The following is a 22,002-nucleotide window of genomic DNA, read 5'->3' as shown; positions in this document are numbered from 1 at the left end:
GGAATCACCTGCCCCGCCGCCGTTATCTCTACCGCAGCGCCTGTTCCAGATCGGCGATCAGGTCGGCCACATCCTCCACCCCCACCGACAGGCGCACCAGGCCGTCATCGATGCCGATGGCGGCGCGCTGGTCGGCGGGGATGCTGGCATGGGTCATGATGGCCGGGTGTTCGATCAGGCTTTCCACCCCGCCCAGGCTTTCGGCCAGACTGAACAGCTCCGTCCGCTCCAGCATGCGGCGTGCCGGCTCCAGCCCGCCCTTCAGATGGATGGTCACCATGCCGCCGCCGGCCCGCATCTGGCGCCGGGCCAGATCATGCTGGGCATGGCTGGGCAGGTAGGGGTAGCGGACCTTGGCCACCGACGGATGCTTTTCCAGCCATTCGGCGATCTGGACGCCGTTCTGACTATGGCGCTCCATGCGCAGCGCCAAGGTCTTCAGGCTGCGCATCACCAGGAAACTGTCGAACGGCCCTTGGATGGCGCCGACAGCATTGTGCAGGAAGGCCAGACGGTCGGCGATCTCACCGGCTTCGCGCACCACGGCCACGCCGCCCACCATGTCGGAATGGCCGTTCAGATATTTGGTGGCCGAATGCACCACCACATCGAAGCCCAGTTCCAGCGGCCGCTGGATCCACGGGCTGGCAAAGGTATTGTCGGCGACGGAGATCAGGCCGCGCTTCCTGGCCAGCTGGGCCAAGGCCTCCAGATCCGCCAGCTTCAGCAGCGGGTTGGTCGGCGTCTCCACCCAGAGCATCCTGGTTTCCGGCCGGATGGCGGCTTCCACCGCCGCCAGGTCCGACAGATCGACCGTGCTCACCGTCAAACCGGCCGTGCGCGAGCGTACCCGGTGCAGCAGGCGGTAGGTGCCGCCATAGAGGTCGTCCGACGCGATGACATGCGCGCCAGCATCCAGCAGTTCCAGAATCGTCGCCTCCGCCGCCAGACCGGACGCAAAGGCATAGCCGCGATGGCCCGATTCCAGATCGGCGATGCAGGCCTCATACGCCATGCGCGTCGGGTTCTGGCTGCGGGCATATTCATAGCCCTTATGAACGCCGGGGCTTTCCTGCACGAAGGTGCTGGTGGCGTAGATCGGTACCATGATGGCACCGGTGGTGGGGTCGGGTTGCTGGCCGGCATGGATGGCGCGGGTGGCAAATCCCTGACGGTTAGGGCGGTCCTTCATGCTGAACATCCTCATGTTGTAAGCGCCCCACCTCTATCGGGTCGGGTCGTTGACAGCCTCGGCCAGCACTTCCTCCAGCCGGGCGATGAACTGGGCGATATGCAGCCCGTCGACCAGGCCGTGATGGGCCTGAACCGCGACGGGAAAATCCACACGGCCATCGGCATGGCGGAACTTGCCGATGGCGATATTGGGGATGGAGCAATCCCCGAACCGGGCCATGGGATGCTGGATCGATGTGAAGCGCAGCCAGGGCAGGCAAGTGCCGAAAATGTAATCCCGGCTGGTCAACGGCTTGATCCGCAGTTCCACGGCGTTGCGGGCCAGTTCCCGGTCGGCCAGATAATCCGTCAGGAAGGAATGGAAATCCGGCTGATAGGGGATGGTGGAGAAATTCAGGTTCTGGTCGCGGCCCAGCACCGTATAGGACAGGGTCAGGTCCTTGACCTCATTCAGCCGCCCTTCCATCAGGCGCAGGCGGAATTGCGGGATGTCCAGGCTGGCCCGGCCGATGGCATGCAGCACGCGAGCGAATGGCGGCACGCCGGCATCCTTCGCCGGGGCCACGAAATCCGGGCAATCAGCGACGGCGGCGATATTCACCGCCGGCTGGTCATAGCGGTCAAAAAGGGCGATCTGGCGGCTGCGGTCGATCAATGCCAAGGGCTCCCATGACGGGTTCCCGACCCGATCCGGGGCACTTAGTTTTCGGGGCTTGCGCCCGTCGGCTCCGCCAGAGCCCGGTTTGGATAACCGCGATGGGGTTCCGGGTCAAGCCGGCAGCAGCACCAGGCATGCCAGCGGCGGCAACGTGATCTCGGCACTGCAGGGCTGGCCGTCCCAAGGCAGGTTGTCGGCCTGGATCAGGCCGTCATTGCCGATACCGCTGCCGGCATAGGCGCCGGCATCGCTGTTCAGCGCCTCCCGCCACGCCCCGCCGAAGGGCAGGCCGACACGATAACGCTGGCGCGGCACAGGCGTGAAATTCAACACCGACACGGCCACCGCCCCCTCGCCAAAGCCATGCCGGCTATAGGCCAGCACGCTTTCATCGGCCGACCCGCCCTTGATCCAGCGGAAGCCTTCCGCCTCGCAGTCACGCTCATGCAGGGCCGGTGTGTCGCGGTAGAGCCGGTTCAGGTCGCGCACCAGATCGCGCACGCCGCGGTGCCAATGGCCGCCGGCATGGTCGTCCAGCAGATGCCAGTCCAGCTGCCCATCATGGTTCCATTCCCGCCCTTGCGCGAATTCCCCGCCCATGAACAGCAGCTTCTTGCCGGGATGGGTCCACATGAAGCCGAAATAGGCGCGCAGATTGGCGAATTTCTGCCAATCATCGCCCGGCATGCGGGCCAGCAGCGACCCCTTGCCATGCACGACCTCATCATGGCTGAGCGGCAGGATGAAATTTTCGGAAAACGCGTAGAGCAGGCCGAAGGTCAGGTCATTATGGTGATGACGGCGATGGATGGGATCCAGCTGCATATATTTCAACGTGTCATGCATCCAGCCCATGTTCCATTTGTACCCGAAGCCCAGGCCGCCGGCATGGGCCGGCTGCGACACGCCGGGCCAGGCGGTTGATTCCTCCGCGATGGTGATGGCGCCGCCGCCCTGCCCTTCCTCGGTCCCATAGACCAAGGCGTTCATGCGGCGCATGAAATCGATGGCTTCCAGGTTCTCCCGCCCGCCATGGCGGTTGGGAATCCATTCACCCTCCTTGCGGCTGTAATCCAGGTACAGCATGGAGGCGACGGCATCCACGCGCAGCCCGTCGACATGATAATGCCGCAGCCAGAACAGGGCATTGGCGATCAGGAAATTCGTCACCTCGTTGCGACCGAAATTATAGATCGCCGTGTTCCAGTCGGGGTGATAGCCCTGGCGTGGATCGGCATGATCGTAGAGATGCGATCCGTCGAACTGGTAGAGCCCGTGGGCATCGGTAGGGAAATGGCCGGGCACCCAATCGATGATCAGGCCGATATCCGCCTTGTGGCAGGCATCGACGAAGGCCTGGAAATCGGTGGGCGTGCCGAACCGCGACGTGGGCGCGAACAGGCCCAGCGCCTGATAGCCCCAGGATCCGTCGAACGGATGTTCATGCACCGGCATCACCTCGATATGGGTGAAGCCCATCTCCTGCACATAGGGCACCAGTTGTGCGGCCAGATCGCGCCAGCCGAGATAGCCGTCCTTGTCCGGCCGCCGCCAGGAACCGGGATGCACCTCATAGATCGAGATCGGCGCCGACCGTGCATTGCGGGCCGCGCGTTTGGCCAGCCAGTCGCCATCCTGCCAGGCATGATGGTCGATGCGGGCGACGATGGAGGCGGTGGAAGGCCGGAACTCCGCCGCCAGCGCATGCGGATCGGCCTTCAGTGGCAGCAAATGGCCATGGGCATCCAGCAATTCATACTTGTAATGCGCGCCCTCACCCACACCGGGGATGAATATCTCCCAGATGCCCGCGCCCATCCGCAGGCGCATCACATGGATGCGGCCATCCCAGCCATTGAAGTCACCCACGACGGAGACGCGCCGCGCGCTGGGCGCCCAGACGGCGAAGCGCACGCCGGCCACGCCGTCAATCACGTCCAGATGCGCGCCCAGCTTCTCATAGGACCGCCAATGCCTTCCCTCGCCCAGCAGATACTGGTCCATCTCCCCCAGCAGGGGCGGGAAGCGGTAGGGATCGTCGATGTCCCAGCTGTCCATCCCGCGCGTCAGGCGCAGGCGGTAACCGGCCGCCTGATCGGCATTCAGGGTGCCGGCGAAGAAGCCGTGGGAATCGAGCCTGGCCAGGTCCAGCCGCTCCAGCCCGTCGGGGCCGATTACCGTGACGCGGGTTGCATCGGGCCGGAATACCCGTAGCGCCACCCGCCCTGATCCATCATGCAGCGCATGCGGCCCCAGGATGGCGAAGACGTCGCCATGCGTCGCATGGGTGATGGCGGCGATCTCGGCGGCGGACGGGGTATGGGGCATGATGGGCCTGGGCTAGGGTGGAAGGCGTGAATTTACCATAGGTTGCCCATCCAGGCTTGGGAAGCGGGCAGCAGTATCAGCCGCCACCCCGCGTCCCCAACCGGCGATCGCGGATGGTCTTCTTCGACCGCGCCAGACTTTCGGCCAGGGTCACGCCCCGGCGCAGCGCGACCGCCACCTGCAGCACATCCAGCATGGCCAGATGCGCCAGGCGGCTGACCATGGGCGTATACATGCTGGTATCCTCCACCACGTCGACCAGCAGCGATACGGTGGCCTTTTCCGCCAGCGGCGAGCCGCCGGAGGTCAGCGCCACCACCTTGGCCCCGCTATCCAGCGCCAGATCGACAGACCGCAGCAATTCGCGCGTGCGGCCGGTATGGGAGATGACCAGGGCCGCGGCATTGGGGCCCAGCAGGGTGGCCGACATGGCCTGCACATGGAAATCGGTATAGGCGACGCAGGGAATGCCCAGACGGAAGAACTTGTTCTGCGCATCCATGGCCACCACGCCGGACGCGCCGAAGCCGTAGAATTCCATACGCTGCGCCTCGGTCAAAATACGCACCGCCTCTTCCAGCGCTTCCGGGTTGGTGTGGTTGCGCACGCGGGTCAAGGACGCGATGGAACGGTTCAGCACCTTGGCCGCCACATCCACCACGGCATCGTCGGGCCGCACCTCCTCATGCACATAGGGCGTGCCCGTGGCCAGATCCTGGGCCAGGCGCAGCTTGAAATCCTGAAAGCCGGCACAGCCGATGGACCGGCAGAAGCGCACCACCGTGGGCTGGCTGACCTGCGCCTCGCGCGCCACCTCCGCCACCGAGGCGTTGACCACGGAATGCGGGCGCTTCAGCACCACTTCGGCGATCTTCTGTTCGGACCGGCGCAAACCGGCCTGCATGCCGCGGATACGTTCAAGCACGTCGCGCGCTCCCCAAACCAGTTTACCTAAGTCTCGGTGATCGCAACCGATCACCGACCTCAATCGCCGGCGCCGCCGAACCAGTTCCCGATGAGGCAAACGCATCGGGAATTGGTATCAGCCGGTCGACAGGCCGTGTAAGGGAATTACACGAAATCCGCATGCTTTTGGCAAGGCTGCCATATCGGCGGTAACAGCGGGGCACCATTGCCCGCAGACCCTGGCCCGTTGCGTCACCGAAATGCTTCTTAAAGGGCAAAAGGCGTAGTAAAGTTACGCCGCAGCGCAGCATGCGGGTCAGAAACATGCGCGCCAATGCCGGAAATGCGGACAGTGTGCGTAGTCGCCCCTTGCCCTGATCGGTAATTCTGCTACATTCAAGGCAGAAGACGGCGCGGGACGCGCGCCGCCTGGGCCGGGAAACGGCCGGAAATCAAGGGACGGGCGGGCCGGGTGCCATGGCTGATGTGATGCAGGTGAACCCCTTCGACTATGTGGTGTTCGGCGGCACGGGCGATCTGGCCCTGCGCAAGCTGATGCCAGCACTCTATTACCGGGAGCGCGATCACCAGCTGACCGACGACAGCCGCATCATCGGCGTGTCGCGCACCGACCAGAACACGCCAGCCTTCCGCGCCCAGATCACCAAGGCGCTGGAACAGTTCGTCCCCGCCGAGGATATCGATACCGCCATCCTGGACCGGTTCCTGGGCCGCATCGCCTATGTGGCGCTGGACGCCACCAAGCCGGGCGGCAACTGGCCGCATCTGGCCGACGCGCTGAAGGATGGCGGGGACAAGGCCCGCGTCTTCTATCTGGCCACCTCTCCGGCCCTGTTCGGCGCCATCTGCCGCAACATCAAGGATGCCGGCCTGATCTGCCCCAAGACGCGCGTCGTGCTGGAAAAGCCCATCGGCAAGGATCAGGCCTCGGCCAATACGGTCAATAACGAGGTTGGGGCCATCTTCCAGGAAGAGCAGATCTTCCGCATCGATCATTATCTGGGCAAGGAATCGGTGCAGAACCTGATGGTGCTGCGCTTCGGCAATGCCCTGTTCGAACCGCTCTGGTCCGCCAACTATATCGACCATGTGCAGATCACGGTGGCGGAGAAGGTCGGCGTGGAAGGCCGCGCCGACTATTACGACAAGGCCGGCGCCCTGCGCGACATGGTGCAGAACCATTTCCTGCAGCTGCTCTGCCTTGTGGCGATGGAGCCGCCGTCGTCGCTGACGGAGGACATGATCCGCAATGAGAAGATCAAGGTGCTGCGCGCACTGCGCCCCATCACGTCGCAGGATGTGAAGTCGCGCACCGTGCGCGGCCAGTACCGCCAGGGTGCGATCGAGGGCAAGACGGTCCCCGGTTACGCCGAGGAACTGGGCAGCGCCTCCAACAACGAAACCTTCGTGGCCATCAAGGCAGAGGTGGATAATTGGCGCTGGGGCGGGGTTCCCTTCTATCTGCGCACCGGCAAGCGCATGCCCACCCGCTATTCGGAAATCGTCATCCAGTTCAAGGCCGTGCCGCACAATGTGTTCGGGCGTGGTGCGGGGGAGTTGACGGCCAACCGTCTGGTCATCCGCTTGCAGCCGGACGAGGGCGTGAACCTGTCGATCATGACCAAGGTGCCCGGCCCCGGCGGCCTGCGCCTGCGGTCGGTACCCCTCAACCTGTCCTATGCGGAGACGTTCAAGGACCGCTATCCGGATGCCTATGAACGGCTGCTGATGGACACGGTGCGCGGCAACCCGTCTTTGTTCATGCGCCGGGACGAGGTGGATGCCGCCTGGGCCTGGATCGACACCATCCAGAAGGGCTGGAAGGACACCGACCAGCCGGCCGAACCCTATCCCGCCGGAAGTTGGGGCCCCCTGTCGGCCGCCTTGCTGCTGGCCCGTGATGATCGGCGGTGGAACGATGCCGACTATTAACGAACATGCCGACAAGGCGGATCTGGTCACGGCGCTGGCCGACCATGTCGCGGGCGTGATCCGCGATGCGGTGGCAACCCATGGCCGCGCCTCGCTGGTCCTGTCCGGCGGCACGACGCCGGCCGACCTGTTCGCCCGGCTGGACACGCTCGACCTGCCCTGGGACAAGGTCTATCTGACCTTGTCGGATGAGCGCTGGGTGGATCTGGACGACCCGGCCAGCAACGAGGCCATGGTGCGCCGCACCCTGTCGGGAGCGGTGGCCAAGGGCGCCACGGTGGTGGGCCTGAAAAGCGTCGGTGCCACGCCCGCCGATGGCCTGGCCCGTACCAGCAGCCGGCTGGCCACCATGCCGCGCCCCTATGATCTGGTGCTGCTGGGCATGGGGGAAGATGCACATACGGCCAGCTTCTTCCCCGGTGCCACGGGCTTGTCCGAGGCGTTGAGCGGTGTGCTGGGACTGGCCGTGGTCGCCGTTACCCCGGCAGGGGCCGTGCCGGCGCGCATCACCCTGACACTGCCGGAATTGCTGCGCTCGCGTGCCATCGCCCTGCTGATCACGGGCGCGAAGAAGAAATCCGTCCTGGAGGCTGCGTTGCAGCCCGGCCCGGTCGAAGCGGCCCCCGTCCGCTCCGTCCTGCACCAGGACAAGGTACCCGTTTCCATCTGGTGGGCGCCCTGATCCCCGCAAGGGGCCCCCGAAAGAGGAAGTTTCGACCATGACACAGGACGCCATCCGCCGCGTCACCGACCGGATCATCGCCCGCAGCGAAGCCACACGGTCCAAATATCTGGAGCAGACCCGCGCCGCCCGTGGCAGCGGTCCGCGCCGCGGCACGCTGGCCTGTGGCAATCTGGCCCATGGCTTCGCCGCCTGCGGCCCGGACGACAAGGCCAAGCTGAAGTCGGGCACTGAGCCGAACATCGCCATCGTGTCGGCCTATAATGACATGCTGTCGGCGCATCAGCCGCTGGAACGCTATCCGGCCCTGATCAAGGATGCCGTGCGCAAGGTGGGGGCCGTGGCGCAGTTCGCCGGGGCCGTGCCCGCCATGTGCGACGGCGTCACCCAGGGTCAGGCCGGCATGGAACTGTCGCTGTTCTCCCGCGATGTCATCGCCATGTCGACGGCCATCGCCCTGTCGCACAACATGTTCGACTCAGCACTTTATCTGGGTGTCTGCGACAAGATCGTGCCGGGCCTGTTCATCGGCGCCCTGTCCTTCGGCCATCTGCCGGCGATCTTCGTACCGGCCGGGCCGATGACGTCGGGCCTGTCCAACCCGGAAAAGGCCAAGGTCCGGCAGCTCTATGCCGAGGGCAAGCTGGGCCGCGACGCGCTGCTGGAGGCGGAGTCGCAGAGCTACCATGGCCCCGGCACCTGCACCTTCTACGGCACCGCCAATTCCAACCAGATGCTGATGGAGATCATGGGCCTGCATCTGCCCGGCTCCAGCTTCATCAATCCCAACACGCCGCTACGCGACGCGCTGACCGTGGCGGCGGCCGAACGGGCCGTGAAGATTTCCGCGCTGGGCGATGAATATACCCCCATCTGCGACGTGATCGACGAGAAGGCCATCGTCAACGCCATCATCGGCCTGATGGCCACCGGCGGGTCCACCAACCATGCCATCCATCTGGTCGCCATGGCGGCGGCGGCGGGGATCAGCATCGACTGGCAGGATGTCAGCGACCTGTCATCCGCCGTGCCGCTGCTGGCCCGCGTCTATCCCAACGGCGTGGCCGATGTGAACCATTTCCACGCGGCCGGCGGCATGCAGTTCGTGATTTCCGAACTGCTGGACAATGGCCTGCTGCATGGCGACGTGAAGACCGTGGCCGGCGATGGCGGGCTGGAGCCCTATCGTCAGGACGCGTTCCTGGACAATTACGGTGTCGCCACCTGGCGCCCCGGCGTGAAGGAAAGTGCCGATACCAAGGTGCTGCGCCCCGCGACCGAACCGTTCGACAGCACGGGCGGCATGCGCCTGCTGTCGGGCAATCTGGGGCGCGGTGTCATCAAGGTGTCGGCGGTAAAGCCGGAACACCGGATCATCGAGGCGCCGGCCGCCGTGTTCGACAGCCAGGATGATCTGCAGGCCGCCTTCAAGGCTGGCAAGCTGAACCGCGACGTGATTGCCGTCGTCCGCTTCCAGGGCCCGCGCGCCAACGGCATGCCGGAACTGCACAAGCTGACCCCCGGCCTGGGCGTGTTGCAGGACAAGGGGTTCAAGGTGGCCCTGGTCACCGATGGCCGCATGTCGGGTGCCTCGGGCAAGGTGCCGGCCGCCATCCATATCACGCCGGAATGCCTGGCCGGCGGCCCGCTGGCCCGCGTGCAGGACGGCGACATCATCCGCCTGGATGCCGAAACCGGGGAATTGAACGTGCTGGTCGACGCGGCGGAATTCGCCGCCCGCACCGTCACCGTCCCCGACCTGTCCGGCAATGAATGGGGCATGGGCCGCAACCTGTTCGGGGCCTTCCGGGCATCCGCCCTGGGCGCCGAACAGGGCGGTTCCTGCTTCGCCGCACCCATCACCAACACCTGACCGGAACGACATGATGAGCATGGATATCGCCCAAATCGCCAGCCTGGCCCCGGTCATCCCGGTGATCATCATCGACCGGCTGGAAGATGCGCAGCCCCTGGCGGAGGCGCTGGTCGCCGGTGGCCTGCCCGTGCTGGAGGTGACCCTGCGATCGCCGGCAGCCCTGGAAGCCATCGCCATCATGGCCAAGGTGCCGGGTGCGGTGGTGGGTGCGGGCACGGTGATCGAGCCGTCGCAGGTGAAGCAGGTAGCCGATGCGGGTGCCAAGTTCATCGTCAGCCCCGGCACCTATCCGGCCCTGGTCGATGCGGTGCTGGATAGCGGCATCCCCTATCTGCCCGGCGTGGCGACGCCGGCGGAGATGATGTACCTGCTGTCGCGCGGCATCCGGCACCAGAAACTGTTCCCGGCCACCGTGGTGGGCGGCATCGACATGCTGAAGGCCGTGTCCTCGCCGCTGTCCCAGATCAAGTTCTGCCCCACGGGCGGTGTCGGTGCCGCCACGGCACCCGATTTCCTGGCCCTGCCCAACGTCATGTGCGTGGGCGGGTCGTGGGTGACGCCGGGCCATCTGGTCAAGGCCGGCGACTGGGCCGGCATCACCGCCCTGGCACGCGAGGCGGCGGCTCTGCCGCGCCGCGCCTGATCCCTTTACGGTCCTCTACGATCGCCGTTGTCCGGTCATTTCACGGCGATCGACCTTGTGGGCGGTTGGAGCAATCCAACCGCCCTCTTTTTTGGGCGACATCGACAGGGTAGTATTTCCCACTCCAAATACAGACCGACAGGTGATCTATGACCCCGTCGCTTTCCACCGGCACGATCGCCATCCGCTGCCGCGACATGGCAGCCTGCGTGCCCTTCTACCGCCATCTGCTGGGCAATGAGATCGCGTCGTTCAGCGACCATGACGCCGCCGGGCAGCCCTATCATATGGCCTGGTTTGCGCTGGCCGCCGGGGGACGCCTGGTCCTGACCGACGGACGGGATGGACTGCCGGAAGCGGGCCGGCAGGCAGCCCATCTGCTGACAACCGACCCGGCGGGGGAAGAGACACGGCTGCGTGGTCTGGGCATCCTGCCCGACCTGGCCACCCATGAGACGAAGGGCGGCCATGCCCTGGTCCTGACCGATCCGGAAGGCAACGAGATCATCATCGGCACGCCGGAGCGCCTGCCCGGAGAGGGCACGCGCCTGCCATTCTGACAATCCTTACGGATGCGGCAGGGGGATCCCATGCCGCACGGCCAGCGCCTTCATGATCGCAGCCCTTGTGCCGGCGAAGCGCAAGCCCCCATGCCGGCCCGTCTCCAGCCCATCATCGGCATCATCGCCGAAGATCAGCAACGGCAGGCCCTGGTTCTCCGCCCCCACCAGCGCCACGACCTCAGCCCTGGGACGCGGGAAATCGTGGCGGCGCAGCTCGATCTTCTCCAGCAGTTCCGGGAACCGGGCCAGCAGCCCCTCCATGAACATGCAGTCGGCGCAATAGAAGCGCTGGCCGGGATATTTCTCGTCGGGGAAATCGGGCGGCAGCAGATAGAGGATGTCGCGGGGCATGGGGCATCTCCGTTGGTCGTTGCCGGTTTCTATCATGGGACAAGCCTTGCCAACCACCCGCACCCGGTCCACATTGTTGCGAATGATTTGCGATTGGTGACAGGCGGCGGGATGAGTGAGCCGACGAGCAACCGCCGCTGGCGGCCCTTCTATATGGCGCTGGGCTATGTCTGCGTAGGCTTGGCCATGGCGGGTGCCGTGCTGCCCGTGCTGCCGACCACGCCGTTCCTGCTGGTGGCTTTGTGGGCCTATTTTCGCTCACATCCGGAGAAGGCGCAGAAGCTGCTGGACCATCCGCGCTGGGGGCCGCCCTTGCGCGACTGGCGCGAACAGGGCGCCATCCCCACGCGGGCGAAGATCGCCGCCGTTTCGGTGATGGCGCTGTCCTGGCTGATCGTGTTCTTCACGGCGACGAAGCCTTGGGTGCCCATCGTCGTGGGATTGACGCTGTGCTGCACCGCCACCTTCGTGGCGACGCGGCCGGCGCCGAAACGGGGAACGGGGGCGGCCTGAACCGCCCCCGCCATATTTATCCCGCCAGCAACCCGCGCAGCTGACGTCCGGCCACCGCCAGCATAGCGATGTCCAGCGCCGCGACACCGCGCAGGTCGGCCAGCAGGCTGTTGATCCGCTCCAGCGGGCCCTGACGCTGGGCTGCCCAGGCATCGAACGGGTCGCCGCCCGGATTCTGGGTCAGGACGCGCGCCGTCAGGCGGGCCTGCAGGTTGAACAGATCGTCCAGCGAGGCCGCAACCGCCTGGCGCTGCCAGTGATTGTCGGTCTTCACCTCCGCCGTGCGCGCCCGCAGATATTCCAGGCCCAGGCGGTCACCCAGGTCGAAATACAGGCTGGCCACGTCGGACGGGTCACGCCCCGCCTCCACCGCGATCTGGGCGATGTCGGTGGCGGCGGCCAGCAGCGGCAGGGCCGCCACGCGGCGGGCCAGATCGCCCGGCACCCCATCCTTGGACCAGTTGCCCGCCGTCTCCGCCAGCCATTTCAGGGCCGCCGGCGACAGCACGTCGGGCAAGTGACCCGTCAAATCATCCACCACCGGCGCCAGACGGGCGCATTCGGCCGCGATGTCCAGCGGATAGGAACCGTTGGCCAGGACCCAGGGCACCGCCCGGCGCATCAGCCGGCCGGTGAACAGCATCATCGCCGTCTGCACGGCGGCCGGCACCTTGGTATCCAGATCCTCCACCGCGTCCCACAGCCGGCGCAGGCCGAAGGCGTCGCGGACAATCAGATAGGCGCGAGCCACGTCGCCCTCGCTGCGGCCGGTCTGTTCCACCATCTCCCAGGTGAAGGTGGGGCCGACGCGGTTGACCATGCCGTTGGTGACGGCGGTGCAGATGATCTCCCGGCGCAGCTGGTGACGGCCCACGGCGTCGGGGAACTTCTCCTGCAAGGCCTTGGGGAAGTACCGCATCAGGTCGCGGCCGACGACGGGATCGTCGGGCAGGTCGGATGCCAGCAGCCGGTCATAGAGGTCGATCTTGGCATAGGCCAGCAGCACCGCCGTTTCCGGCCGCGTCAGGCCGCGCTTGGCATTGGCGCGGGACGCGATCTCCTCATCATCGGGCAGATACTCGATGGTGCGGGACAGCTTGCCGGCCTTTTCCATGGTGCGGGCGAAGCGGGCCTGATCCTCCAGCGTCTCCACGGAAATCGCCTGGGCGATGGTCAGGGCCTGGGTCTGCTTGTAATTGTCGGCCAGGACCAGTTCCGCCACCTCGTCCGTCATCTGGGCCAGCAGCACGTCGCGCTGTTCGCGCGTCATGCCGCCGCCATCCATGACGTCGCGCAGCAGAATCTTGATATTCACCTCATGGTCCGACGTGTCCACGCCGGCCGAATTGTCGATGGCGTCGGTATTGATCGACACGCCGGCCGTTGCTGCCTCGATACGGCCGCGCTGGGTGAAGCCCAGGTTCGCCCCCTCGCCCACCACCTTGGCCCGCAATTCGCGGCCCGACAGGCGGATAGCGTCGTTGGCCTTGTCGCCGGCATCGGCGTTGGTCTCATCCGACGACTTCACATAGGTGCCGATGCCGCCCAGCCACAGCAGTTCCACCTTGGCCTTCAGGATGGCGCGCATCAGTTCGGCCGGGGTCGCCCGCTCGCCCTGGATGTCCAGGATGGCGCGGATTTCCGTGGTCAGCGGGATGGACTTCGCCCCACGATCGAAGATGCCGCCACCAGCGGAGATCTTGGTGGCATCATAATCAGCCCAGGAGGAACGGGGCAGGTCGAACAGGCGCTTGCGCTCCGCCCAGCCCACGGCCGCATCCGGGGCGGGATCCACGAAGATGTGGCGATGGTCGAAGGCGGCGATCAGGCGGATATGTTTGGACAGCAGCATGCCGTTGCCGAACACGTCGCCCGACATGTCGCCCACACCGACGGTCGTGAAATCTTCGTTCTGGATATCCTTGCCCAGTTCGCGGAAATGGCGCTTCACCGCCTCCCACGCGCCGCGCGCGGTGATGCCCATGCCCTTGTGATCGTAACCGGCCGAGCCGCCCGAGGCGAAGGCATCGTCCAGCCAGAAGCCGTAATCGCGCGACACGCCGTTGGCGATGTCGCTGAACGTGGCCGTGCCCTTGTCGGCGGCGACGACCAGGTAAGGATCGTCACTGTCCAGCCGCACCACGTCGGCAGGCGGGATCACCGCGCCATTCTTCAGATTGTCGGTGATGTCCAGCAGGCCGCGCATCATCGTCTTGTAGCATTCGATGACTTCGGCCATCACCGCGTCGCGCCCGGCAGAGGCCGGCACGGGGTTCTTGACAATGAAGCCGCCCTTGCTGCCCACCGGCACGATCACCGCGTTCTTGACGATCTGCGCCTTGATCAGGCCCAGGATCTCGGTGCGGAAATCCTCCTTGCGGTCGGACCAGCGGATGCCGCCACGGGCCACCTTGCCGCCGCGCAGATGGATGGCCTCCACCCGCGGGCTATAGACCCAGATCTCCCGCCACGGGCGCGGCAGCGGCAGATCGTCGATGGACCCGCTGTCCAGCTTGAAGGAGACGTAGGACTTGGCCTTTCCGTCCGCACCCTTCTGGAAGAAGTTGGTGCGCAGGGTGGCGCGGATGATGTTCAGCATCCGGCGCAGGATGCGATCCTCATCCAGGTTGGTGACGGCGTCCAGCGCGTGGTCGATCTCCAGGATCAGGCCCTTGCGCTTGGTATCCACCTCATCCCGGCCCAGCTTGGCCAGCAATGCCGGATCATGGCTGGTGCGGAACAGGTCCAGCAGCAGGCGGGCGATCCTGGCGTGGGTGGCCAGGGTATTCTCGATATATTCCTGGCTGAAATCGAACTTGGCCTGCTTCAGGTACTTGGCATAGGCGCGGAACACCGTGACCTCGCGCCAATCCATGCCGGCCAGCAGGACCAGGCGGTTGAAGGCGTCGCTTTGCGCTTCCCCCGTCCAGACGCGCTGGAACGCATCCTCGAACGCCGCCTTCACCCGGTCCAGTTCCACGGCGCGGCCGTCGGCCGTGCGCATGTCGAAATCCTGCATGAAGATGTTGGCGGTCTCGCCGGGGAACTCCACCTCGAACGGCCCACCCTCGGCCAGGATGCGCAGGCCCAGATGTTCCAGCATGGGCAGGACGCGCGACAGCTCCACCGGGCCGCCGATCTGATAGACCTTGAAGAACAGCTGATGGGCTTCGGCCTCCACCGACCGGTGCAGGTTCAGCGCGATGCCGCCTTGGGCGATGATCTGTTCGATCCGGGCGATATCGACCACCGCCTCGTCCGGGCTATAGGCTTCCTGGTACGAGGCGGGCAAGGCGGCGTTGTATTTGCGGGCGAGCGCCAGGCCGGCAGCCTCCCCCTTATCCTCCACCAATGCCTGGGTCAGGCGGTCGCGCCAGCCGCGCGCCGCCTCGATCAACTGGCTTTCCAGCTCGCCCACATCCACTTCCGGCACCTTGCCGGGGGTCGTCTGCACGATCAGGTGGACGCGGGCCAGCACGCTTTCCGACAGCGAGACATTCACCTGGACGGAGGTGCCGTTATAGGCCTTCTCGATCAGGCCCTGCAGGCGCTTGCGCAGGTCGGTGTCGTACCGGTCGCGCGGCACATGGATCAGGGCGGAAACAAAGCGTTCGAACGGGTCCTTGCGCACGAACAGGGCCACGCGCTGGCGTTCCTGCAAATGCAGCACGCCCATGGCGATGTCGAACAGCTCGTCATCGCCGATCTGGAACAGCTCGTCGCGGGGATAGGTCTCCAGGATATGGACCAGCGCCTTGCCGTCATGGCCGCGATGGTCGAAGCCGGAACGTTCGATGACGCGGTTGACCTTCTGGCGCAGGAACGGGATATCGCGGGATGAGCGGTTATAGGCGGTGCTGGTGAACAGGCCGACGAACAGCCGCTCCCCGATCTCCTCCCCCGCCTCGTTGAACAGCTTGACCATGACCGCGTCCAGCGGCGCGCGGCGATGGACGGTGCTGTCCTTGTTGGCCTTGGTCACCATCATGAAGCGCGGCTGGCGCACGAAGGCCTTCACCTCCGGCGGCAGGGTGGAGAAATAGCGCAAACCGTCAAAGACGCTGACCTCGTCATTGCGCAGCAGGCCCAGCCCCTGCCCATGCTGGATATCCAGCGTCTCCTCATCCTTGTCGCGGCCCAGGCGGTATTCGCGGATACCAAGGAAGATGAAATGGTCCTCGTCCATCCAGCGCAGGAAGGCCAGTCCTTCCTCCCGCTCCTCTTCCGCCACCGGCCCGTACTGGCCATCGATGGTGTCGGTCAGGCGGGTGCGCATGGCCTGGAAATCGGTGACCGACGCCCGCACATCGGCCAGGACCCCGGCGATGCCGGCGCGGATGGCCTCCAGCTCATCGGCGCCGGTGCGCTGGTCGACCTCGATATGCATCACGGATTCCGCGATGGCATCGGCCGGCGCGTCGCCATTCTGCCAGATGGCGGTCAGGCGGCCATTGGCATCGCGGCTGACGCGGATTACCGGATGCACGATCAGGTGCACCGTCAGGCCGTGGCGGTTCAGCTCGGCCGAAACGCTGTCCACCAGGAAGGGCATGTCGTCATTGACGATCTCCACCACCGTATGATGGGCATGCCAGCCATCGGCATCGACACGCGGGTTCAGCACGCGGACCAGGGCCTCGCCCTTCTGCCGGGTGCCGCCGAACTGCAGGATGGCAATGGCCGCGCCATACAGCTCATCCGCGGTGGAGCGCAGCATGTCGTCGGGCGACACGTTGCGATAGAAGGCCCTGACGAAACCCTCGGCCAGGCCGGCCTTGTCCTTGGAAAGGCGTCCGCGCAGCTTGGCGACGACCTGTTCCACCAGCTCGGACTTACGCTGTTCGAGCTTGAACGCCATGGTGTATCTCCCGCAATGGACCGCATCTTGTCGGGGCGGTTGTGTGGCTGGATTTGCCCCGGCACGGTTTGCGGACCGTACCTTGCTCCTTTTATGTGACGGGAAAAAGGGGGGCGGGCAGTTCATTTGGACATCTGAAACTCTTATGCCGCCGACGGGCTGGCATACGGCATTCCATTGCTTTACAAGCGACTACGGCTTTGTTTTCGAAGCCGACCGCCCAAGACCGACCGACAGAGAGGACGAGAGCCCGCCCGTGCCCGTACCCGACTCGACAGTGCTGGGTCTGACCGCCGTCATCGTCGCCGTGACGGATGAGGTGCCGCGCGTGCTGGTGGTGCGGCGCATGACCCACAACCTGGCGACGCCGGAACAGCGCGATGCCACCGCCGGCCAGGACGCCCTACCCTTCGGTCCCTTCACCGCCGACCGCGACCGCACGCTGGAACAGGGTCTGCGCCGCTGGGTGGAGGAACAGACGGGCCTGCCGCTGCGCTATGTCGAACAGCTTTACACGTTCGGCGACAAGTACCGCGACCCGCGCGAGTTGGAGGGCGGGGCCCGCGTCGTCTCCGTCGGCTATATGGCGCTGGTGCAGGAAGCGCCGCTGTCGGGCAGCGGGGCGGCGGAATGGCACGACTGGTACGATTATTTCCCGTGGGAGGATTGGCGCGATGGCCGCCCGGCCCTGCTGACCCGCACCATCCTGCCCGCCCTGTCCCGCTGGATTGCGGCGGCGCCAGACCCCGCCATCGCCGCCGCCCGCGCCGAACGCGTCTCCACCACGTTTGCGGAGGAGGAGCTGTGGGACACCGAACGCGTGCTGGAACGCTATGAGCTGCTCTACAGCGCCGGGCTGGTGGAAGAGGCGCTGCGCGACCGCGCCATCCGCCAGCGCCTGGGCCTCAGTCTCGACAATGGCCATCTGAACGAACCCGATCTGGCGGCCCAGATGGGCACACCCATGGCCCAGGATAACCGCCGCATCCTGGCCGTGGCGCTGGGCCGGCTGCGGGGTAAGTTGAAATACCGCCCCCTGGTCTTCGACCTGCTGCCCCAGCTTTTCACCCTGTTCCGGTTGCAGCGGACGGTGGAGGCGCTGTCGGGCGTGCAACTGCACAAGCAGAATTTCCGCCGCCTGGTCCTGGCCGGCGGGCTGGTGGAGGCCACCGGATCGCAGGAGGCCCACACGGGCGGCCGCCCGGCGGAGCTGCACCGCTTCCGCCGCGACGTGCTGCGCGAACGTGTGGCGGCGGGCATCGGGCTGCCGCAGGTGCGGATGGTGGATTGATGATCGAGACCGACCGCCTGCTCCTGCGCCCCTGGCGCGACAGCGATCTGGATGTTCTCGCCGCCATCAATGGCGACCCGGCGGTCCATCAATGGCTGGGCGGCCCGATCAGCCGGGAAATGACCCAGGCCAGCATCGACCGGCAGCGCGGATACGAGCAGGCGCACGGATTCTGCTTCTGGGCCGCTTGTCTACGTGACAGCGGCACCCTGGTCGGCATGATCGGGTTACAGCCGGTGCGGTTCGAAGAACGGTTCACCCCGGCCGTGGATATCGGCTGGCGGCTGGGCTCTGCCTGGCACGGGCAGGGTCTGGCCAGCGAAGGGGCGAAGGCGGCGCTGGATTATGGGCTGCATGTCCTGCGCCTGCCCAACATCGTCTCCTTCACCGCCATTGGCAACAAGGCCAGCCGTGCCGTGATGGAACGGATCGGCATGGTCCATGATCCGGAAGGCGATTTCGACCACCTGTCCCTGGCGGCGGGCCATCCGCTGCGCCGGCATGTGCTGTACCGGGTGAAATAAACAACGCCCGGCAGCAGGTCACCCCGCTGCCGGGCGTTGGTTCCCAGCCAGGTCCTGGAACGGGGACCCCAATTTCAACACCATGCTACCCGCCTGTCGCCAACCGGTGGGGTTACCCAATATCCCCATGCATGTGCGATGAAATCTTTGCGAATCGCGTGCCAAGTGTAAAAACGGCCTCTGACAACGCTTTCCGACCACCCCGCCTCCCGGCATCTGCCCAATCAGGCGGCAGTGCCGTGCAAATGGGCAGCAGGATCAGCGCACCACGGGTACACGCGCGTCAGACTGCCAGAAGGACCAGCGCACACCCATGCCGACGCTGTAATTGGTCTTGTCGCGGAACAGGGGGCTGTCCTCATTGGCCGACCCGCCATAATAGCCGACCTGGGCAGCACCAAACACCAACAGCCGGTCATTGACCGGATAGGCCAGGCCCAGCGTGCTCTTGGTGCCGATATAGCCGTCATCGGCCTTGTAGGTACTGCGCGTCGCCGTGGCATAGGCGGCATCCACGCCATAGAAATAGTCGTTCACCCCGTCGAACCCGAAGACCGGCCCGATGGAGGCATAGCCCCGCAGCTTAGTCCCGCCCAGGGAGCGGTCGGACCAACTCAATTCCGGATTGATGCTGATGCCTTCATAATCGAACCCGATCAGACGGGTGGCGATGACGGCGCGCAGTTCCACGCCCAGATCGACCTGCACATCATCCTGCTTGGATCGGAAATGCCAGGTGGCCTTTGGCCCGGCTTCGATCAGCAGGTCCAGGTCGGGCATGCCCCGGCGGGCCTTGTTGTCCTTGCTGTCCACATCGAACGACCCATCCAGCCCGATATCCAGTTCCAGCCGCCCGCCCGCGAATTCCTGGCGGGCACGGATGAAACCGTCATCGCCGATGCGCAGATTGTCGCCGCGATAGATCAGGAAGGGCACGGGCAGCGCCTTGAACTGCCCTTCCGAGGCAGCAGGGTAATGGGCGACGTAGCCGCCGGCGGCCAGCACGCTGGCTTCCCACAACGGCGCCGTGTCGTTCGTCGTCTCCATCCCGAACAGGGCGGACTGGGCCATGGCGGGGCCGGACAGGGCCAGCAGGGTGGCGGCACAAACGGCAAGGCGACGGATCATCAGGGGTCAGCACCGGTCATGTTGCAGGGCGGCATAGCTCTATCGCATCGCCGCCCCCGCCGCCACTCCCACCAAGGGGCTATGTGCTGTCACCCACTGTATAGTGGTTATCGCCTCCCGGCGAAGGCCGGGGCCCAGGGCTCACAGGCTCACCCCGTTCCGCTCGCCCCCCAACCTTTACTTCTTGCCCTTGGTCATGAAGGCCTGGAAGGCGGCCATGGCTTCGGGCGAGCGCAGGCAGGCGCCGAAGATCTGGGCCTCCTTCTGCATGGTGGCCAGGATTTCCGCCTGACCGGGGCGCATCAGGGCCTTGGTCTGGCGCATGGCATTGACGGGCTTGGCGGCCAGTGCCTTGGCCTTGGCCAGCGCATGCGCCGCCAGGTCGGCAGAGGGCACGATGCCCGACAGGATGCCGGTGGCCAGCGCCTCATCGGCGCCCAGCGGTTCACCCAGCATCAGCATGCGGGCGGCCTGGGCATGGCCCATGGTGCGCGGCATCAGGATGGAACTGGCCGCTTCCGGCACCAGGCCCAGATCGACGAAGGGCACATGCAGGCGGGCGTCGGGTGCGGCATAGACCAGGTCGCAATGCAGCAGCATGGTGGTGCCCACACCCACCGCCATGCCCTCCACCGCGGCCACCAGCGGCAGCGGCGTGGTGGCGATGGCGAACAGGAACTGGAACACCGGCGCGTCATTGCTCGAGGGAGGGTTGGCCAGGAAATCGCCGATATCATTGCCACCCGTGAAGAACCCCCCCGCCCCCTGGAACAGTACGGCGCGGATGCCGGCATCCGGTGCGGTCTTCAGCGCCACGGCCATCGCCGAATACATGGCGGCGGTCAGGGCGTTGCGCTTATCGGCGCGGTTCAGGGTGATCGTGCGCACGCCATCAGCGTCGCTCACCAGCACATGATCGGTCATTCCGGGGTCCCCCTTGCCTGGATTATCGTTGGCCGACAGGACGCCCGAAGCGGCCGGTGCCGTCAAGGAAGAAAGCACGACCGTGCGGAAAGTAGGAGGGGGTTACTTCTTCTTGCCCTTGCGCGGTGCGCGCAACGCCGCCTCGAACGCGGCGCGGGCCCAGGGCAGCAGACTGTCCGCATCCTCCAGCGCCTCGGCCGGGGGCATGTGATAGTTCATCTTCCTGTCGGGCTGGTCGGCATAGGGGGCAAAAGCCGGCAGGCCCTGCGCCTCAAAGGTGGGACGGTTTTGCTCGTCGGTCTTCAGATACAGTTCCTCGCCCGCGATCAGGGCGAAATTCATCCCGTCGATCGACAGGCCCCAGCCGCCGAACATCGACCGCGCCACCACCGGCCCCAACGGTTCCATCAGCTCCAAGATATGGGCGACGAAAGGGGGTTGGGGGCGCGGTGCCATGGGCGGATCACTTCTTGCGGAAGGCGTCCAGGGCCACCACGGTGCCGCTGGGCTTGGGCTGGTCGTCACCGTCCCCGTCGGCCACCGGCGCATCGTCCGCCTGTTCCAACTCCGCCTCGACCTCCTCATCGACCAGCAGGTCGGGCATGTCGTCTGGCTGGAACTGCAGGACGAAATTCACCGACGGATCGGCGAAGGTGACAATGGTGATGAACGGCACCAGCAGCCGGCGCAGCACACCGCCAAAGCTGAGCGTCACGGAGAACCGGTCGTTTTCCACCGTCAGGTCATAGAATTGGTACTGCAGGACGATGGTCATCTCCGTCGGGTATTTGGCGCGGAGATAGTCGGGAATATCCACCCCATCGGCATCGGTGCGGAAGGTGATGTAGAAATGATGCTCACCGGGCAGCTGTCCGCCACGGTTCAAAACCTCACGCAGGGCCTGTCTGACGACGCCGCGCTTGGCGGCCTCGACCATGCGGTCATAGCGGAGCATTTCCTGCGACATCGGTACTCGAACCCCTGGCAACGAACATGACGGCACGACCCGTCCCCCATCGGCCCCACACAAGCCTATTACGAACGGAGAATCAAGCGTCGGGCGTAATTGGCAGCATTCCCGCATGCAGCCATGCGGGAAAAGGGGCCGTTCACGCAACAGCCCGCACAGGGGACATAATGAGCCGCATGGGAGCCGTTTCAGGCCGGCGACCGCCGGCCCGCCGCACGTGCGGCGTAAGCCCAAGCGGGCGGATGGCCGCGCCCGGCGCCTGAGGGATCAGAAATAAGGTGGGGGGATTCTGTTGCCCAGCTCCCCCCGGGCTGCGAACTAAGCTAACTGACTAACGCCCTTTAGGGGGAATTAGGCAGCCATGCGAAGGTCAGACGCCGAGTTATCGTTGGCATCTATAAGGTTTGACCCGATAACGGCGGTATCATGCCGAGGGAAGACTATGCCTTTATTACGCGCGTCGATCCTGTTTCGCCCCCATGAACCTTCAGCCGTCAGGCCGGAGGTGAATGGTGGAGGCGCCGGGTACCGCCCCCGGGTCCGCAACGTCTATTCCACACCGCGTTTATCCCCATAGTCGGGCGAACCCGACAAGGCACTATATAGGCGGTCGCGCGTCTGGTTTAAAGGGGTTTGTCAC

General features: G+C 65.6%; 18 protein-coding genes and 1 other RNA gene. 8 read left to right on the top strand and 11 right to left on the bottom strand.

What is annotated here, in order from left to right; translation table 11 throughout:
• Positions 1-28: 28 nt before the first annotated feature.
• From AC1Q7F_RS03050 to hexR, 4 genes are all read right to left on the bottom strand, one after another.
• The gene (locus tag AC1Q7F_RS03050; protein ID WP_492503664.1) at positions 29-1,192 is read right to left on the bottom strand and encodes a cystathionine gamma-synthase; all 1,164 of its coding nucleotides are present in this window, start codon (positions 1,190-1,192) and stop codon (positions 29-31) included.
• A 33-nt stretch (positions 1,193-1,225) separates the two neighbouring features.
• A complete protein-coding gene (locus AC1Q7F_RS03045; protein ID WP_492503662.1) occupies positions 1,226-1,849 on the bottom strand; it encodes a CatA-like O-acetyltransferase in 624 nt (207 codons plus the stop codon).
• A 114-nt stretch (positions 1,850-1,963) separates the two neighbouring features.
• Complete coding sequence (gene glgB / locus AC1Q7F_RS03040; RefSeq protein WP_492503660.1) at positions 1,964-4,180, bottom strand: 1,4-alpha-glucan branching protein GlgB; 2,217 nt, start codon at positions 4,178-4,180, stop codon at positions 1,964-1,966.
• A gap of 76 nt (positions 4,181-4,256) precedes the next feature.
• Complete coding sequence (gene hexR / locus AC1Q7F_RS03035) at positions 4,257-5,105, bottom strand: transcriptional regulator HexR (RefSeq protein WP_492503658.1); 849 nt, start codon at positions 5,103-5,105, stop codon at positions 4,257-4,259.
• Between the two features lie 458 nt (positions 5,106-5,563).
• Here hexR and zwf point away from each other — a divergent pair, with 458 nt between their 5' ends.
• From zwf to AC1Q7F_RS03010, 5 genes are all read left to right on the top strand, one after another.
• A complete protein-coding gene (zwf, locus tag AC1Q7F_RS03030; protein ID WP_492503656.1) occupies positions 5,564-7,039 on the top strand; it encodes a glucose-6-phosphate dehydrogenase in 1,476 nt (491 codons plus the stop codon).
• A complete protein-coding gene (gene pgl, locus AC1Q7F_RS03025) occupies positions 7,026-7,721 on the top strand; it encodes a 6-phosphogluconolactonase (protein WP_492503654.1) in 696 nt (231 codons plus the stop codon). Before zwf ends, pgl begins: the two co-directional genes overlap by 14 nt.
• Before the next feature lie 37 nt (positions 7,722-7,758).
• Positions 7,759-9,594: a phosphogluconate dehydratase gene (gene edd / locus AC1Q7F_RS03020; protein ID WP_492503652.1), complete on the top strand. Its 1,836-nt coding sequence runs from the start codon at positions 7,759-7,761 to the stop codon at positions 9,592-9,594.
• Between the two features lie 13 nt (positions 9,595-9,607).
• Positions 9,608-10,240 (top strand): bifunctional 4-hydroxy-2-oxoglutarate aldolase/2-dehydro-3-deoxy-phosphogluconate aldolase, encoded by a 633-nt coding sequence (locus AC1Q7F_RS03015; RefSeq protein WP_492503650.1) that lies wholly within the window; start codon positions 9,608-9,610, stop codon positions 10,238-10,240.
• A 149-nt stretch (positions 10,241-10,389) separates the two neighbouring features.
• Entirely contained in the window at positions 10,390-10,800 is a 411-nt protein-coding gene (locus AC1Q7F_RS03010) for a VOC family protein (RefSeq protein WP_492503648.1), read from the top strand.
• Positions 10,801-10,806: 6 nt separating this feature from the next.
• Here AC1Q7F_RS03010 and AC1Q7F_RS03005 read toward each other — a convergent pair whose 3' ends face one another.
• Positions 10,807-11,154: a DUF3088 domain-containing protein gene (locus AC1Q7F_RS03005; RefSeq protein ID WP_492503647.1), complete on the bottom strand. Its 348-nt coding sequence runs from the start codon at positions 11,152-11,154 to the stop codon at positions 10,807-10,809.
• A 111-nt stretch (positions 11,155-11,265) separates the two neighbouring features.
• Here AC1Q7F_RS03005 and AC1Q7F_RS03000 point away from each other — a divergent pair, with 111 nt between their 5' ends.
• Positions 11,266-11,667 carry a YbaN family protein gene (locus AC1Q7F_RS03000; protein WP_492503645.1) on the top strand — a complete coding sequence of 134 codons (402 nt, stop codon included), beginning with the start codon at positions 11,266-11,268 and terminating at the stop codon, positions 11,665-11,667.
• A gap of 16 nt (positions 11,668-11,683) precedes the next feature.
• Here AC1Q7F_RS03000 and AC1Q7F_RS02995 read toward each other — a convergent pair whose 3' ends face one another.
• Positions 11,684-16,525, bottom strand: coding sequence for an NAD-glutamate dehydrogenase (locus AC1Q7F_RS02995; RefSeq protein WP_492503643.1), 4,842 nt, complete (start codon positions 16,523-16,525; stop codon positions 11,684-11,686).
• A 256-nt stretch (positions 16,526-16,781) separates the two neighbouring features.
• On the opposite strand from AC1Q7F_RS02995, the gene AC1Q7F_RS02990 reads away from it, so the two are divergent.
• Positions 16,782-17,816, top strand: coding sequence for an NrtR DNA-binding winged helix domain-containing protein (locus tag AC1Q7F_RS02990; protein ID WP_492503641.1), 1,035 nt, complete (start codon positions 16,782-16,784; stop codon positions 17,814-17,816).
• Complete coding sequence (locus AC1Q7F_RS02985; RefSeq protein ID WP_492503639.1) at positions 17,816-18,340, top strand: GNAT family N-acetyltransferase; 525 nt, start codon at positions 17,816-17,818, stop codon at positions 18,338-18,340. The genes AC1Q7F_RS02990 and AC1Q7F_RS02985 overlap by 1 nt, the downstream gene beginning before the upstream one ends.
• 258 nt (positions 18,341-18,598) lie before the next feature.
• Here the strand turns inward: AC1Q7F_RS02985 and AC1Q7F_RS02980 are convergent, their stop codons facing one another.
• The 5 genes from AC1Q7F_RS02980 to ssrA all read right to left on the bottom strand — a co-directional run bounded on the left by AC1Q7F_RS02980 (position 18,599) and on the right by ssrA (position 21,994).
• Positions 18,599-19,468 (bottom strand): MipA/OmpV family protein, encoded by an 870-nt coding sequence (locus AC1Q7F_RS02980; protein WP_492503637.1) that lies wholly within the window; start codon positions 19,466-19,468, stop codon positions 18,599-18,601.
• A 177-nt stretch (positions 19,469-19,645) separates the two neighbouring features.
• Positions 19,646-20,392: an enoyl-CoA hydratase-related protein gene (locus tag AC1Q7F_RS02975; RefSeq protein ID WP_492503636.1), complete on the bottom strand. Its 747-nt coding sequence runs from the start codon at positions 20,390-20,392 to the stop codon at positions 19,646-19,648.
• Between the two features lie 102 nt (positions 20,393-20,494).
• Positions 20,495-20,848, bottom strand: a complete 354-nt coding sequence (locus tag AC1Q7F_RS02970; protein WP_492503634.1) for a TfoX/Sxy family protein — start codon at positions 20,846-20,848, stop codon at positions 20,495-20,497.
• 7 nt (positions 20,849-20,855) lie between these two features.
• Positions 20,856-21,359 (bottom strand): SspB family protein, encoded by a 504-nt coding sequence (locus tag AC1Q7F_RS02965; RefSeq protein WP_492503632.1) that lies wholly within the window; start codon positions 21,357-21,359, stop codon positions 20,856-20,858.
• A gap of 280 nt (positions 21,360-21,639) precedes the next feature.
• Positions 21,640-21,994: a transfer-messenger RNA gene (ssrA, locus tag AC1Q7F_RS02960) on the bottom strand.
• Positions 21,995-22,002 lie beyond the last annotated feature (8 nt).

This window comes from Niveispirillum sp. GW835-FHT14G11 (assembly GCF_058793615.1).
The sequence above is the reverse complement of the archived record's forward strand: the minus strand, read 5'-3'. Positions and strand labels throughout refer to the sequence as shown.